General features: G+C 75.4%; 13 protein-coding genes. 8 read left to right on the top strand and 5 right to left on the bottom strand.

The window, feature by feature from the left end; all coding sequences use genetic code 11:
• The 3 genes from ACI797_RS01440 to ACI797_RS01430 all read left to right on the top strand — a co-directional run.
• Positions 1-215, top strand: a 215-nt coding sequence (locus ACI797_RS01440; RefSeq protein ID WP_456856527.1) for a UDP binding domain-containing protein, incomplete at its 5' end; no start/stop codon positions are given.
• 838 nt (positions 216-1,053) lie between these two features.
• Entirely contained in the window at positions 1,054-2,304 is a 1,251-nt protein-coding gene (locus tag ACI797_RS01435) for a hypothetical protein (RefSeq protein WP_456856525.1), read from the top strand.
• Between the two features lie 282 nt (positions 2,305-2,586).
• On the top strand, positions 2,587-4,326 hold the full coding sequence (locus ACI797_RS01430) for a sugar transferase (RefSeq protein WP_456856523.1): 1,740 nt from the start codon (positions 2,587-2,589) through the stop codon (positions 4,324-4,326).
• Here the strand turns inward: ACI797_RS01430 and ACI797_RS01425 are convergent.
• Positions 4,320-5,366: a glycosyltransferase family 4 protein gene (locus ACI797_RS01425; RefSeq protein ID WP_456856521.1), complete on the bottom strand. Its 1,047-nt coding sequence runs from the start codon at positions 5,364-5,366 to the stop codon at positions 4,320-4,322. The two genes, ACI797_RS01430 and ACI797_RS01425, sit on opposite strands and share 7 nt — an antisense overlap.
• Positions 5,367-5,512: 146 nt before the next feature.
• On the opposite strand from ACI797_RS01425, the gene ACI797_RS01420 reads away from it, so the two are divergent.
• The 3 genes from ACI797_RS01420 to ACI797_RS01410 are packed head-to-tail and all read left to right on the top strand — an operon-like array spanning position 5,513 to position 8,660.
• The gene (locus ACI797_RS01420; protein ID WP_456856519.1) at positions 5,513-6,754 is read left to right on the top strand and encodes a cytochrome P450; all 1,242 of its coding nucleotides are present in this window, start codon (positions 5,513-5,515) and stop codon (positions 6,752-6,754) included.
• A complete protein-coding gene (locus ACI797_RS01415; protein ID WP_456856517.1) occupies positions 6,751-7,917 on the top strand; it encodes a GNAT family N-acetyltransferase in 1,167 nt (388 codons plus the stop codon). Before ACI797_RS01420 ends, ACI797_RS01415 begins: the two co-directional genes overlap by 4 nt.
• Positions 7,918-7,931: 14 nt before the next feature.
• Positions 7,932-8,660: a polysaccharide deacetylase family protein gene (locus ACI797_RS01410; protein ID WP_456856515.1), complete on the top strand. Its 729-nt coding sequence runs from the start codon at positions 7,932-7,934 to the stop codon at positions 8,658-8,660.
• Between the two features lie 6 nt (positions 8,661-8,666).
• On the opposite strand, the gene ACI797_RS01405 is transcribed toward ACI797_RS01410, so the two are convergent.
• From ACI797_RS01405 to ACI797_RS01395, 3 genes are read right to left on the bottom strand one after another with little or no spacing between them, the layout of a single operon-like run.
• Positions 8,667-9,950 (bottom strand): oligosaccharide flippase family protein, encoded by a 1,284-nt coding sequence (locus ACI797_RS01405; RefSeq protein WP_456856512.1) that lies wholly within the window; start codon positions 9,948-9,950, stop codon positions 8,667-8,669.
• Positions 9,947-10,846, bottom strand: a complete 900-nt coding sequence (locus tag ACI797_RS01400) for a hypothetical protein (protein ID WP_456856507.1) — start codon at positions 10,844-10,846, stop codon at positions 9,947-9,949. Before ACI797_RS01400 ends, ACI797_RS01405 begins: the two co-directional genes overlap by 4 nt.
• Positions 10,843-12,177, bottom strand: a complete 1,335-nt coding sequence (locus ACI797_RS01395) for an O-antigen ligase family protein (protein ID WP_456856503.1) — start codon at positions 12,175-12,177, stop codon at positions 10,843-10,845. Before ACI797_RS01395 ends, ACI797_RS01400 begins: the two co-directional genes overlap by 4 nt.
• A 152-nt stretch (positions 12,178-12,329) precedes the next feature.
• On the opposite strand from ACI797_RS01395, the gene ACI797_RS01390 reads away from it, so the two are divergent.
• Positions 12,330-13,016 (top strand): hypothetical protein, encoded by a 687-nt coding sequence (locus tag ACI797_RS01390; protein ID WP_456856498.1) that lies wholly within the window; start codon positions 12,330-12,332, stop codon positions 13,014-13,016.
• Between the two features lie 2 nt (positions 13,017-13,018).
• On the opposite strand, the gene ACI797_RS01385 is transcribed toward ACI797_RS01390, so the two are convergent.
• Positions 13,019-13,639 carry a Wzz/FepE/Etk N-terminal domain-containing protein gene (locus ACI797_RS01385; protein ID WP_456856496.1) on the bottom strand — a complete coding sequence of 207 codons (621 nt, stop codon included), beginning with the start codon at positions 13,637-13,639 and terminating at the stop codon, positions 13,019-13,021.
• Between the two features lie 213 nt (positions 13,640-13,852).
• On the opposite strand from ACI797_RS01385, the gene ACI797_RS01380 reads away from it, so the two are divergent.
• Positions 13,853-15,013, top strand: coding sequence for a hypothetical protein (locus tag ACI797_RS01380; protein ID WP_456856494.1), 1,161 nt, complete (start codon positions 13,853-13,855; stop codon positions 15,011-15,013).
• Positions 15,014-15,100 lie beyond the last annotated feature (87 nt).

The following is a 15,100-nucleotide window of genomic DNA, read 5'->3' as shown; positions in this document are numbered from 1 at the left end:
ACCTGGACCACGTGGCGACTGCCGAGGAGGCGGCCGAGCGCGCCGACGCCGTCCTGGTGCTCACCGAGTGGCAGCAGTACCGCGAACTGGACCCGGTCGAGTTCGGCAGGGTCGTGCGGCAGAAGCGCGTGCTCGACGGGCGCAACGCCCTCGACCGCGACGCCTGGGTCGCCGCCGGCTGGACCTACCGCGCCCTCGGCCGCCGAGGGAGCTGATCCGGCACGGCGCCCTTCCGGCGACGGGCTAGGCCCAGGACCAGGACGGGCTGCCGCTGAGGGCCCGTCGGGCGATCCGGAGGGCGTCCCGATAGGCGGCGTCCGCGGTGCGGCGAGAGCCCGTCCGCAACCAGACCTCCTCGCAGACGTCCAGGGCGATGCGCCGGGCCGCACGGGAGTCGCCGGCAGCACGCAGCCGCAGCGCCTCGCTCGCGATCCAGTCGCGACATTCCGGGGTATCGATCTCTGCGCACGGGCTGGCGGCTCGACTGCGCCGCACGGACGTCATCGTCACCTGTCGCGCCTTTCCGGAACTGCCGGGGCCGACACGCATCCTGGGGCAGGTTCACCCGAAGGCGTGGGCTCCTGTCGACTGTCGCTGGAGCCACCGAGCGCCTGGCGGCCCGCCCCCGGAACGACTGCTGCGTACCCCACTCGGGGGACGCTCGGCCGGATGTTGGCCTCGGGCCGGCGCTCACACGGGCGACTGACCTGCGGCTCGACGAGGCTGCCGGGTGTCTCGTGACTGAACGTCACATGATCAGTCAATTTCTTGTGCGTGACTCAAGCCCGCTGACCTCGTTCTTCGGTCATCGTGCCTGCAAGACGGCGCGTACGCTTGGTGAGGACGACTGCGAAACGGGGGCGATCCGGTCGTGGACCACTACGCAGCGTGGTGTACACGCCGTGCGGGGCGATCGCAAAACGATACGGGTTGACCCGCTGTGAGCCCGCCCGAAGTCTCGGGCGGGGACGCGGTCGGGACTCGACCACTCCGGGGAGTGACGTCCACCCGGGTGACAAGCGGAGGCAGACGGTGGCAACAGCGGGAGAGGCGGTGGAGTGCCGCCCTGCGCTGCCCAGCCGGATGCCCCGCTGGCTGCGCCGCGGCCTGCTCGCCGCCCTCCTGCTCCTCGGCTTCTGGATCCTGCTCGCCGTCTTCGCCGGCGGCGCCCGCGCCGATGAGGCCGGGAGCCCGTCGCCCGAGCCCCCTCCGTCAGAGGCCCCGGCCGCCGACCAGCCGGACCCGTGGCTCGCCGACAGCGGAGAGCTGACGGAAACAGCGGGTGAACCGGTCACCGAGGTCGGGCCCCCGCCCGGTGACCAGGCGGACGGGGGCTCCGACGAGCCCCCGCCGCCGGACGAGCAGGGACCCTCCGGCCACGAGCCGCCCCTCGACGACGTCCCGTGGCGCGACGAGCAGCCGGACGACGGCGGTGCGCCCGAGGGGGAGGCCCCCGACGACGGAGCGCCGGCGGGCGAGGAGCCGGTCGTCGAGCTGCCCGACTGCGCCCTCCCCGACGAGGTCGACGCGCTTCTCGCCGCCACCGGCGTCGAGCTCCCGATCTGCCCCACCGAAGCGTCGCCGCCGCCCCCGGCGCCCGCCGCGCCCGCGGTGCCGGCCGAGCCGGCTCCCGTCGCGCCTGCCGCGCCCGTCGCGCCCGCGCCGGTCGCCCCCGCGCCGGTCACGTCCTCCTGCCCGGTCACGAACCCCGCCGCCGTCGACGCCACGACGACCGACGCGACGACCGTCACCGCCACGACCGTCACCACCACGACCGACGCCGCCACGACCGACAGCGCCGCCACCGCGACGACCGACCTGGCAGCCGCCACCGCTGCTGTCGACCCCTGCGCCGAGCCGGTCGAGGCCGTCGTCCTGGAGCCGCCGGCCACCACCCTCGTCGCGGAGCCGGCTTCCGCGCCCCCGGTCGCCGACGCCTCCAGGCACCATGACGGACCGCGGCAGGGTCCCTACCTGCGGTTGGTGACCCCGAAGAAGGCCGTCGCCGATCCGGCCGTTCCCGCGCGGGCGGCGCCGGCGTCCGACGTCGCCCCGACCTCCAGCCCGCTCTCCCAGCCGATGCCCGTCGCACCGATGCCGTCCGTGCCCGTCGCGCCGACGACGAGCATCGGTGGCGGCGGGCACGGGTCCAGCAGCGGCGGCTCCGACCAGGACGACCCGCTCGCCGTCGTGCCGGCGGCCCTGGTGGGGATGAGCGGCGCCTTCGTCTGCCAGGGCGCCGGCGTGGACAGCGCCGGCCACGTCCTGCGCACCGCCGGGGACGTGGGCGTCAGGCCGGACTGACCGGGTCCTCCGCCACTCCACACGCGCCCGCGGGCAGCTCCCGCCCGTCGTCGCCGTGAACCGCCGTCCGGCCTCGCGCCGAACGCGACGGAGGGCAGTGGCCCGCTGACCGGACCCGCTCCGCGCAGACATCGCTGCGCACGCTCCCCGAGGACTCGAAGACATGACCCCGAACGCGCCCCGTCGATGGCGCGCGGCCGCCCGCGCCGCCGCCTCCGGGCACCCGCGCGTGCACGGCGCCGTCGTCCCGTCTCCCGCCGACCGGGAGAGGGGGACGTCGTCGTGACGCTCGCCCCCAACCTGCCCGCCCCCGAGGACGACGGTGACCGACGGCGCGCGCTGCGCCGCCGCACCGCCGCCAAGGAGCGCCTGACCGCCCTGCACCCGGCGCCGGACGCGGAGGCCGGCGCCGACACCGGGCCGGAGACGCGACCGAACGTCGTCCTCGACCCCGCCGACCTCCCGGCCGAGCTGTCGGTCGAGGCCGTCGAGCAGCTCGACGTCGAGGTCCGCCGGGTGGAGAAGCTGCGCCCCGTGCCGCCGGTCCAGCGCCCGGCGCCGGCGCGGCCGGCCGCCGAGGCGCACCGCATCGCCGTCCCCGCCTGGCCGGTCTACGACCCGTACGCCCAGCGCCGCCGGCAGTCGCCGGAGTGGCTGGTCAGCCACACCGCCACGCTCGTCGTCGTCGACTCCGTGCTCGCCGCGGCCGCCGACGTGGTCGCCATGTACACGCTGGGCGGCGGCTTCTTCGGCTGGAGGTACGTCGTCGCCGCCGCCGTCCTGTGGCCGGCCCTGCTGGCCCTCGTCGGCGCCTACGCCGAGCGCCGGCTCGGCGCCGGCGCCGACGAGTTCCGCCGGGTCGCCCTCGCCGGGCTGATCGCCACCTCCGGCGCCGCGGTCGTGAGCGCCGCGCGCAACGGCATCCTCGACTGGTGCGTGCTGGTCGCGGTGCCGCTGGCCACCGTGCTCACCCTGCTCGGCCGCGGGGTGAACCGCTGGCGGCTGCACCGGGCCCGCCGGCAGGGCGAGATGACCAAGAGCGTGGTCGTCGTCGGCCGGGAGGGCGCCGTCGTCGACCTCGTCCGGCGGATCCGCCGCGACGCCACCGCGGGCCTCCGCGTCGTCGGCGCCTGCGTCCCTCGGCCGCACGAGTCCACCCGGCTCGTCGCCGACGGCATCCCCGTGCTGGGCGGCCTGGGCGACGTCGTGCGGGTGATCGACCAGGTCCGCGCCGAGTCGGTGCTCGTCGCCTCGACCAGCGAGTCGGCGGGCGGCTACCTGCGCCAGCTGGCCTGGCGGCTGGAGGGCACCGGCATCGACGTGCTCGTCGGCCCCGGCGTCATCGAGGTGGCGCCGAGCCGCCTGCAGGTGCGCCCGACGGCGAGCATGCCGCTCATCCAGATCCGCGAGCCGGAGTTCCGCGGCCACCGCCGCGTGCTCAAGACGCTGCTCGACAAGCTGGTCGCCGCCGTCGTCCTGCTGCTCACCTCCCCGGCCTTCGCGGTCATCGCCGTGGCGATCAAGGTCACCAGCCCGGGGCCGGTGCTGTTCCGTCACCGACGGATCGGCAAGCGGGGCCGGGAGTTCACCCTCTACAAGTTCCGCAGCATGACCGTCGACGCCCCGTCCGACGTCGAGCTGATGGCGCACAACGAGGGCAACGAGGTCCAGTTCAAGATGCGGCGCGACCCCCGGGTCACCGCGATCGGCCGGGTGCTGCGGCGCTACTCGATCGACGAGCTGCCCCAGCTGCTCAACGTGCTCAAGGGCGAGATGTCGCTGGTGGGACCCCGCCCGCACGTCACCCGCGAGGTCGAGCAGTACGGCCCCGACATGCACCGGCGGCTGCTGGTCAAGCCGGGCCTGACCGGGCTGTGGCAGGTCAGCGGCCGCTCCGACCTCAGCTGGGACGAGGCGGTCGAGCTCGACACCCGCTACGTCGAGAACTGGTCGATCGGCATGGACCTGTGGATCCTCTGGCGGACCGTCCGGGCGGTCCTGCGCAGCAGCGGCGCCTACTGAACCGCGGGCCCGTAGACCGCCAGCAGCGCGGCCCGCTGCTCGGCGACGGTGTTGTGCCGGAGCACCTCGGCCCAGCCGTGCACGTTGGCGGTCGCGGTCGGGGGATCGATGAGCAGGTCGAGCGCCGGCCGCACGTCGTCGCCGTCCAGGGTCAGCCGGTCGGGGACGTCGGCGAAGCTGGGCAGCCGGCGCACCAGCGTCGGCACCCCCAGCCCCACGGCCTCGGCGACCATCAGCGGGAAGCCCTCCCAGCGCGCGGAGTGCAGGTAGAGGTCGGCGCGCCCCAGCTCCTCGAGGATGACGCTGCGGGGCAGCCAGCCCGACACCTCGACGCCGGCCGCCTCGAGCGCCGCCGCGCGGCCGGGATCGCCGTCGCCCAGCCACACCGCGCGCAGGTCGGGCAGCTTGCCGCGCAGCCGCTGCACGGCGGCGAGGAAGAACTCCGGGTCCTTCTGCGGCCGCAACCGGCCGCCGCCGACCACCAGCGGCGGGCCCGGCTCCCGCTCCGCGGTGCGCACCCCCTCGGGCGGGGCGATGTTGGGCAGCAGCACGCGCGGGGCGCGGCGCCGTCCCGGCCAGGCCGACAGCTGCACCTCCCGCGCCGAGCAGCCGGCGAACGCCGACGTGTTCTGCGCCAGCAGCCCCTCGGTGACCAGGTAGGCGGCCCGCTCCCATCCGGAGATGTCGCGGCGTTCGAAGGCGTAGCAGTGCGGCGTGTAGACGAGGTACGGGGCGTTCCGCCGGACGGCGAGGCGGGCGTAGCCGCCGCCGTGGCTGGAGTGGGCGTGCACGACGTCCGGCCGCAGCTGCCGGACCACCTCGCGCACCCGGCGCACCTTGGCCAGCGCGCCGCCCTGCATGCGGTGCGTGGAGGCGAAGTCGGCCTGCTCGGCCAGGTCGCCCTCGGCGTCGACCGGCGTCCCGGACAGCAGGTGGTGCTCGGCCTCGGGCAGCGACCGGGTGTACTGCGCGATCGCCACACCCACGCCGCTGCTGTACTTCTGGACGACGTGGAGGATCCGGAGGGACGGGACGGGCACGGACCGATCCTCTCCCGGCGCCCCGCCGGGACGCCCCTGGGGGGCGCCTATTTCGCCCGGTCGGGGACACCCGCGTCGGGGGCCGCGCAGGAACCGGCCGTCCTGCTGCATGCTCGTGCACCGATCCGTGCCGAAACGAGGAGTAGATGACCGAGGCGCACTCCGAGGTGGACCTCGCCGACCCCGGCTTCTGGGCGCTGCCCCCGGCCGAGCAGCACGCCGCCTTCGCGGCGCTGCGCCGGCTCGACGCCCCCTGCTGGTTCGCCGCGCCCGACGAGCCCGGCGGCGGCTTCTGGGCGCTGGTGCGGCACGCCGACGTCGTCGCGGCCAGCAAGGCCCCCGAGCTGTTCAGCAGCGAGCCGAGCGTGACCACCCCGCCGCCGGAGCGCTGGGTGCGTGCCGTCTTCGGCGAGTCGATGGTCAACATGGACGGCCGCCGGCACACCGACCTGCGCCGGATCGTGCAGAAGGCGTTCACCCCGCGCCGGGTCGCGCTGATCGAGGAGTCGATCCGGCGGATCTCCACCGAGCTCGTCGACGACGTCCTGCGCCGCGGGTCCGGCGACTTCGTCGAGGCGGTCGCCGCCCAGCTCCCGACGCACGTCATCTGCGAGATGATGGGCATCCCGCCGGAGCGCCGCGGCATGGTGCTGCGCCAGGTGATCGGCTCGACCGAGCTCATCGGCGTCGAGGGGGAGCAGCGGCCGAAGCTGCGCATCCCCGGCCGCAACCTCGCCGCCCTGGCCCGGCTGCACCTGCTGGTACGGGTCATCGGCGCCCAGCGCCGCCGCAAGCCCGAGAACGACCTGGTCTCCAGCCTGGTCACCGCCGACGTCGACGGCGAGCGGCTCGGCAGCCGCCAGCTCGGCGCGTTCTTCTCGCTGCTGCTGGTCGCCGGCATCGAGACCACCCGCAACGCCATCGCGCACGGCCTGCGGCTGCTCGACGAGCACCCCGACCAGCGCGAGCTGCTGCTCGCCGACCTCGACGCCCACCTGCCCGGCGCCGTGGACGAGATGCTGCGCGTCTCCACGCCGATCGTGCAGTTCCGCCGCAACGTCACCCGTGACGTCGAGTGGCACGGGTACCGCTTCCGGCAGGGCGAGCGCGTCGTGCTCTTCTACGCCTCGGCCAACCGCGACGAGGACGTGTTCACCGACCCCGACCGGTTCGACATCACCCGCAGCCCGAACCCGCACGTGGCCTTCGGCGGCACCGGCCCGCACTACTGCCTGGGCGCCTACCTGGCCCGCACCGAGCTGCAGACGCTGTTCCGCGAGCTGCTCACCCGCGCCCCGCACGTGCGGCTGACCGGGGAGCCCGAGCGCATCCCGTCGAGCTTCGACAACCGCATCCGGCGCATGCCCTTCACGGTGGAGCCCGCGTGAGCGGGGGCTACCGCACGCAGGTCGTCACCTCCGCGGGGGAGCTGACGGCCCTGGCCGCCGACTGGGCGGCCCTGTACCGGGCTGCGCCGCGGGCCACGCCGTTCCAGACCCACGCGTGGCTGTCGTCGTGGTGGGCCGTCTACGGCGGGTCCCGCGGCCGGCTGCGGGTGGCGCTGGTGCGCGACGGCGCCGGCCGGCTGGTGGCCGCCGCCCCGCTGCACCTGCGCCGGCGCGGGCTCGCCCGGGTGCTCGCGCCGCTCGGCGGGGCGATCACCGACTTCACCGACGTCCTCGTGGCCGAGGACGACGTCCCCGACGGCGAGCTGCCGGCGGTGCTGGGCGCGGTGCAGGACTGCCTGCTCGGCATCCGCGGCTGGGACGTGCTCGACCTGCCCGAGGTGCGCGAGCCCTCCGCCGCCGACCTGCTGGCCGGTGCCTGGCGGGGGCCGCGGTGGACCTTCGAGTCCTCCACCTGCATGGAGCTGCGGGTGGGCGGCTTCGGCGACCTGCTCGAGCGGATGAGCGGCAAGCGGGCGGGGGAGGCCCGGCGGCGGCTGCGGCGGGCCGACGCGCTCGGCCTGGTGGCCGCCGAGGTGCCGCCCGGCGAGATCGAGCAGGGGGTGGCCGACCTCATCCGGCTGCACACCCAGCAGTGGGAGAGCCGCGGCGTCACGGCGGAGCACGTGCGACCCCGCTTCACCGCGCACCTGCAGGCGGCGCTGGCCGGCATGGTGGCCGACGGCTCGGCCGCGCTCACCTGCTTCTCGCTGGACGGCGAGCCGGTCCTGGCCAGCCTCGACCTCGTCGGCCACGACATGGTGTGCGGCTACCTGCTCGGCGTCGCCCCCGGCCTCTACGAGAAGATCGACGTGACGACGTTCGTGCTGCGGCACGAGCTCGAGGAGCTCTCCCGGGCCGGGAAGTCGACCTTCAACATGCTGCGCGGCCGCGAGTCCTACAAGGACCGGTGGAAGCCCGTCGTCGTCCCCAACCGCCGGCTGCTGCTGGGGCGCCCGCGCGCGCCGCTGGCCGCCGTCCAGGCCGCCGCCGTCCGGGGGCGGGCGCGGGCCGTGGCGCTGTCGCGGGGGCGGGCGCCGTGGATACGCGAGGCGTACCTCCGGGTGAACGGGCTGCGGACGGCGGTCCGTCGTCCCCGCGGCTGAGGCAGGATCCCGCCGTGGACCCCGCCCTGCCGCCGGCCCCCCGGGTGCTCATGTACCACTCGATCAGCCCGTCGACGGCGCCGGACCCGCACTTCCTGCGCGTGTCCCCGCCGCGGCTGCACCGGCAGCTGGCGCACCTGCGCCGCCGCCGGCTCCGCGGGGTGTCGGTGCGCGAGTGGCTGGCCGCCGTCGCACGCGGCGAGGCCTCGCGGCTGATCGCGCTCACCTTCGACGACGGCTACCGCGACTTCGTCGAGCACGCGATGCCGCTGCTGGCCCGGCACGGCATGACGGCCAGCGTCTACATCGTGGCCGACAAGCTCGGCGGCGCCAGCGACTGGGACCAGCCGCCGAGCCAGCCGCTCATGACCGCCGAGGACGTCCGCGCCGCGGCCGCCGCCGGGCACGAGGTGGGCAGCCACAGCAGCACCCACGTGCGGCTCGCCGGGGTCGCGCCCGAGGTCCTGGCGCACGAGGTCGCGCACAGCCGCAAGGTGCTCGAGGAGGTCCTCGACGCCGACGTCCCCGGCTTCTGCTTCCCGTACGGCTCGTTCGACGGCGCGGCGGTGCAGGCGACCGTCGAGGCCGGCTACGACTACGCCCTCGTCACCGACGACCACGTGGCCCCGCGCCGGCACGCCATCCCGCGGTTCTTCGTGGGGGAGCAGGACACCGCGCTGCGGTTGGAGGCCAAGTTCGTGCGGCACCGGCTGCGCGCCCGCGCGCACGCCCCGGCGTCCTGAGGCGCTTCATCGCGACGAAGCACCGCTGCTTTGTCGCGATGAAGCACCGCGGCGGCGGCGGCGGAGGAGCAGGGCGAGGGACTGGGTGGTGACGACGCCGACCTCGGCCAGCAGCACCGACAGCGCCGCACCGTCGACGCCGTAGCGGGGCGCCAGCAGGACGACGCTGACGGCGGCCACCACGATGCTCACCGCGGTGCTCACCGCCAGCCAGCCGCTCATCTTCAGCGGCACCAGGTGGTGGAAGCCCAGCGTGGTCCCCAGCGCCACGCAGACGATCACCCCGGCCGAGAACCAGATCGCGGCGTCGGGCACCTCGATCTTCGCGGCGAACAGCACGCGCAGCAGGAGGTCGGCGGCGAGCAGGAAGCCGGCGGCGAGGACGACGCCGACGCCGGTGGTGACCAGCAGCGCGGTGCGACGGCGGTGCGCCGGGTCCTCGCTCGGCTCGGCCACCCAGCCCTGGAAGGCCTGCCCCACCGGGCTGAGCGCGAAGATGACGAACTTGGTCACCCGCTCCAGCGCCGCGTAGCCGGCCACGACGCCCGGCGCCACCCAGGCCAGCAGCGCCATGGGCAGGGTGGTGTTCAGCGCCGCCTGCACCGAGACGCCGACGGCGGCCCACTGCTGCCGCACCACCTGCCCGGTCGTCCGCAGCGGCGCGAACGGGACCCGCGCGCCGTACCGGGCGGTGGCCAGCACGGTGGCCACCCCGGGGACGGCGATCAGCGCGGCCGGGTACAGCCAGGCCCACGGCACCAGCGCCACCAGGAGCGCCGCCAGCGCGGCCGCGGCCACCCGCGGCACGGTGTCGTACGCGGCGATCGCCGACGGCCGGCCGGTGCCGATGAAGAACCACGACGGCGACAGGCCCAGCATGGCCATGGCCAGCGCCATGAGCGCCGCCGAGACCCGCTCGTCGGCCGGCGCGAGCACCGCCGCGAGCACCATCGCAGCGGGCGCGGCCACCGCGAAGACCGTGAGCCGCGAGACCAGGCTCTGCGTGTAGAGCGCGCGCTGCCGGTCGGGCGACTCGGCGACCAGCGCCGGGCCGACGACGGTCCAGCCCAGCAGCACCAACGTCGACGCGCCGGCGCCGATGGACTGCCCGATCGCGATCGCCGCCCACGCCTCGGTGCCGACGAAGCCGAGCAGCACCGGCAGCACCAGGAACGGCGCGATCGCCGAGATCAGCGGCAGGCCCAGGAACCCGGCCAGCCGCTTCACCGGGAGACCCGGCGGCCGGCGGTCGCCGGGTGTCGTGACCGGGTCGCCGTCCAGGTCGGTCATGCCGGTGCGCCGGGGCGGGGCAGCCGCGGTTGCCGGCCGGTGACGATCGCCGCGATCGACCGGCCGATGCCGCGCAGGTGCTTGCGGGGGTCGGCGCTGCCGCCCAGCGACAGCGGCGCCCGGATCACCAGCGCGAGCACGCACAGCGCCCGCGCGGCGGCGGACGGGACGCCGAGCAGCCGCAGGTAGACCACCGCCGACCACGCGATCACCGGCAGGACGACGTCGATGCGCGAGGCCGTGGTGGCTGCGACCAGGTGGTGCACGCCCAGATCGTGGCTGGACAGCCGCACGCCGCCGGCCGAGGCGCGGGCCCGCCGGGCGAACCAGGCGTCCTCGTAGCAGAACGGCAGCGACTCCTCGAGGCCGCCGACGTCGCGCCAGAGGCTCGCGCTGATGGCCACCAGGCTCAGCGGCGGGTACAGGCCGGGGTCGTCGGGTTCGTCGGCGGTCGCCTGTGGGCGCCGCACTCCCCAGGCCACCTTCTCCAGCAGCGACAGGCCGGCGAAGACCCCGCCGACGCCGGGGATGCGCCGCCACGGCATCTCCTGGGTGAGCCGGACCATGCGGTGCTCGTCGGCGGGCTCGGCGGCCAGGTGCTCGGCGAGGCGGACGAAGGTGCCGGCGTCGAAGTCCTGGTCGTCGTTGAGCACGACGAGCCAGCGGAAGTCACCGCCGGCCGCGACGCCCTGGTTGATGCTGACGGCGAACCCCGCGTTCGACCCGGGGACGACCAGGGCGGGCCACCGGGCGGCGAGCGCCTGCGTGCCGGCGTCGTTGGCCACCAGCACCGCCCGCAGGTCGGCGCCCTTCTCGACCGCCGTCGCCGCCGACTCGCAGAACCGGGCGGCGTGCTCGGCGGTGATGCTCGGGCAGACCAGCAGGACGGCGGTCACGGGGCGGACTCCTCCAGGTCGACGTCGGCAGCCGCCCAGCCGGCCAGTCCGAGCGCCACGCCGGTGAGCACCGAGCCCGACCCGCCCAGGTCGCCTGTGACGAACACCATCAACTCGTAGCCGAGCAGACCGACGCCGGCGAGCGCGAGCGTGGTCGACCAGTCGGACCGTCGGCGGGCGGCGCGCACCAGCCCACGCGCCAGCAGCACCGCCAGGACCGTGGCGAAGACGACGAGCGCCACCACGCCCTGCTCGCTGGCGACCAGCAGGTACAGGCTGTGCGGCGACTTGAGCTCCACCCGCTCGAAGCTGGCGCCGAAGGAGATGTCGCTGGACCCCAGGAGGCTGAAGTCGGCGTAGGCGTCGCGGTGGTCGGGGAAGGCACGCGGGCCGACGCCGGTCACCGGGTTGTCCAGCGCCATCTGGGTGGCCGCCCGCCACAGCGCCTCGCGGTCCATCAGCGACTGGTCGGGCTCGGAGTCCGCCAACAGCAGGCTCTGCACCCGCTCGCCGATCGCCGACCCGCTGCTGATCAGCGGGGGGATCACCAGCGCGGCGGCGAGCCCGGCGGCGGCCAGGGTGGCCAGCAGCCGCGCGGGCCGTCCGCGGCTGAGGACCACGACCGCGCCGACCGCCATGGCCACCCAGGCCCCGCGGCTGAGCGCCGCCACGTTGGCCAGCAGCAGCACCCCGGCCGCGCCGGCGGCCCACCACCGGGTCCGGCCGTGGCGCACCACGGCGACGGCGAGGCAGATGACGAAGCCGATCGCGGTGAGGTTGGCCAGCGCGCCGATGTTGTAGGCCCCGAACGTGCCGACGGCGCGGATGGCCTCCTCGCCGATCCCGGCCCCGGTGCCGGTGGCGAACTGGAACAGGCCCAGCGCGCCCTCGGCCAGCGCGAGGCCGACCAGCGAGCCGAGCACCACCACCGCGTCGGAGCGGGTGCGCAGGGCCACCATGACCGCCAGCGGGGCGAGCAGGAAGAGCTCCACCCAGCGCGCGGCGCCGATGAGGTTGTCGGGGAAGTTCGGCGCCAGCACCGCCGCGACCACGCTCATCACGGCGATGGCGAGGAACCCGGCGGCGGGGATGCTGCGCACGACGGCCAGGCGCTCACCGCGGAGGACCTGCCGGGCGGCGCAGAGGGCGGCTATCACGATCGCCAGGTCGGTGGGGGTGGCCACCGCAGTGGCTGACGGCCCCTCCGCCGGCGTTGCCGCCAGCAGCAGGACCGAGGCGGCGACCCAGGTACCCGGCCGCGCCAGGAAGCCGCGGACCTGCGGCCAGTCCAGTGCCAGGGCGCGCCGGCGGGGAGCCGCCACCGTGGTCATCGCCGCTCCCTCGTCCCGGCCTGTCCGCCGTCCGGCCAGTCTGCCAGCAGGATCCGGGCGGCCGCCCGGACGGCGCCCTCCCGGCGTCCCTTCTCACCTGTTGGTGTGGTCACCGGGGCGCTCCCCGGCGTGCGCTCCCTACGATCGGTCGTGTGGCAGAGGTGAGGACCGAGGAGTCGGCGGGCGTCGCGCAGGCGGACGGCGCGTCCGACGACGGGCCGGGGGAGCCCGTGCCGGCCGGTTCCTCGCCGGTCCCGCCGATCCCGCCGGTCGTGGCCGCACGCCGTCGGGCCCGCGCCTGGCCGTGGCTGGTCGTGCTCCCGCTGCTCGGCGCACTGCTCCTCGGCGGTGGGGCGTTCGCGGCCAACCGCCTCGCGCCCTCCTCGTACACGGCCACCGCGCTCGTCGCGGTCCTGCCGAGCGACCCGGCGGCCGAGGTCTCGATCCCCGTCGCCGGCATCTGGGCCGAGGTCGGCGGTTCCGAGCAGCTCCGGGCCGGGGTCGCCGGCGCCCTCGACGTCAGCCCGGCCGAGCTCGCCTCGAGCGTCTCGGTCACCCAGGCGCCCAACGCACCGATCGTCACGATCGCCGTGACCACCCCTGACGCGGACCGGTCGGCCACCTGGGCGAACGCCTACGCCGACCAGCTGCTCGCGCAGAACACCGCCGCCCCCGTCCCGCAGTACACGCTGCGTCAGGTCGCCGAGGCGGTTGCACCACCCACCGGCGCGGCGCTGGTCAGCCTGCCGCTGATGATCGCCGCTGCCGCCATCGGGCTCCTGCTGGGTCTGGTGCTCGCCCAGCGGATCGTCCGCCGCCGGCGTCGCGCCGCGCGCTGACCTCAGGCGGCCGACGACCGCGTCCGGCGCCCGTCCGCCCGGCCAGGGACCGTCGCGGCCAGGACGACCGCGAGAGCCGCTCCCGCAGCGGCGCCACCCACCGGCACCATCCACGCCGGCGTGGTCGTGGAGGTGGGCAGCGGGGCCTCCGCCGCCACCGTTGCCTGGAAGGGCGGGAGCGGACCGACGCCGGCCACGGTCTCGCTCACCGTGTCGGCGATCTCCCTCGCGTCCTCAGGGTCCTCAGCGGTGCCGGTCACGCGGATGATCGGCGCATCGGGCGCGGCCTGCACCTGCACGAAGTCGCGCGGGGACTCGGCCGCCTCGGCCTGGCCGGCCGCGCGCAGCGGGTCGCCCACCACGCCGGGCTGGGTCGCCGTCCGGGCCAGGGCCTGGGCCGCGCGGGACAGGCTCACGGGGTCGCCCGAGCCGGTCGACTGGACTGTCAGGATCGCCGTCGCCTCGTACACCGGGGGCAGCGCCCGGGCCGCCGCGAACCCGCCGATCAGCCCCACGACCAGCCCCAGCGCCACCCACCAGGACCGCCGCAGGAGCAGCCGCAGGCCGGGCAGGCCGACCGCAGAGGCGTCCTGCGACGAACGCTCGGAGATGGCGGTGGACATCGCTCGCTCCGATCGGAGTTGGTTGAACTTTGATGAACATGGCGTGCTCGCCCGGCCGGAACCCCCGGACCGCGGGGTATCGTCCCGGCCATCATCGCAGGTGGTGCGCCGTCCACGGCGCCGTAGGCAGCACTTCGGGGAGGGTTCGCCCATGCGTGTGACGGAGCAGTCCGGCCGCGCACGGCGTCCCGAGAGCCGTAGCGGTTGATGGGCATGCACGCCGCGCAGCCGGGGCACAGGTCGTCCGGGGGTGGGCGAGGTCGCTGGCCGGTCCTGCTGGTCGCCCTCGTGCTCGCGGTGGCCGGCACCGTCGCGGTGGCCGTCGCGCGCAGCGACGACGACCCACCCCCCACCACGCAGCAGGACGAGACCGTCGCGCCGCCGCCGGAGACCGGCAGGAACGTCGTGGTGCAGTGGGTCAACCCGGTGGGCGGGCAGTTGCCCGGCGGTGGGACGCAGACCGTCGAGAGCGCCCGCGCGGAGGTCGGGGCGGCCGCCGACTACGGGGCGATCGGCGTGCGGGTGACGGCCGACCTGAGCTGGCTGTGCCAGTCGCCGGACCGGCCGTGCCGGACCGAACCGCTCGACCCGCTCGTCGACCGTGCCCGCGAGCTCGGTCTCGAGGTGTACCTGCACGTCAACAGCACGCCGACGTGGATCGACGACCGCGGCACCTGGTACGGCCCCGAGGGCGAGGGCGCCGAGGAGTGGGCGGCCCTGTTCGCGCAGCTCGTGGCGCGGTGGGGCACCCAGGTCGCCGGCTACGAGGTGTGGAACGAGCCGAACATCCGCGAGGCCTGGCGGCAGGGCCCCGACCCCGGCGCCTACGCCGACCTGCTCAAGGCGGTGTGGACCGCCGTCCAGGACGTCGAGCCCGACGCGCAGCTCATCGGCGGCGTGCTGAGCAACAACGACCTGGGCTACATGCACGCCCTCAGCGAGGCGCTGGCCGAGCGCGGTGGCAACGCCGAGAACGGCTTCTACTACGACCAGCTCGGCGTGCACCCCTACGCCGGCGCCGAGGGCGTGGGCTACGACCCCAAGGTCGTCGCCGGGCAGCACGACGTCGAGACCGACTTCGGCGTCAAGGACATGACCTTCCTCGGCGTCGAGCGGCTGCGCGACCAGGTGTACGAGGACGAGGGCATCCGGCGTGACGTCGTCATCGGGGAGTTCGGCTACGACACCACACCGGGCGCCTGGTACCACGTGGCGGAGCCGGAGCGGTCCGAGTACCTGTCCGAGGCGCTGCACATCGCGGCGTCCTGGGACTGGGTCGAGGCATTCACGGTGTACACCGGTGACGGCTTCGCGGTCGAGGGGACGCCGAGCGAGACGGCGCTGCGGCAGACGACGGCCTCGCTGAGCAACTGACCGTCCGGCGCGTCGACTGCCCGATCGGGTGATCCGGGAACGCGCTCGCGTGTGCCTTCGTCCTCAGCGGGAGGGGCTGGGAGATCT

Source organism: Geodermatophilus sp. SYSU D00691 (assembly GCF_054050275.1).
Note: the sequence above shows the minus strand (reverse complement) of the source record. Positions and strands in the feature narration are given on the sequence as shown.

Coding starts and splice junctions, on each gene's coding strand:
- ACI797_RS01405 (WP_456856512.1), bottom strand. CDS start 9,950: ATGACCGACCTGGACGGCGACCCGGTCACGACACCCGGCGACCGCCGG.
- ACI797_RS01420 (WP_456856519.1), top strand. CDS start 5,513: ATGACCGAGGCGCACTCCGAGGTGGACCTCGCCGACCCCGGCTTCTGG.
- ACI797_RS01395 (WP_456856503.1), bottom strand. CDS start 12,177: ATGACCACGGTGGCGGCTCCCCGCCGGCGCGCCCTGGCACTGGACTGG.
- ACI797_RS01380 (WP_456856494.1), top strand. CDS start 13,853: ATGCACGCCGCGCAGCCGGGGCACAGGTCGTCCGGGGGTGGGCGAGGT.
- ACI797_RS01385 (WP_456856496.1), bottom strand. CDS start 13,639: ATGTCCACCGCCATCTCCGAGCGTTCGTCGCAGGACGCCTCTGCGGTC.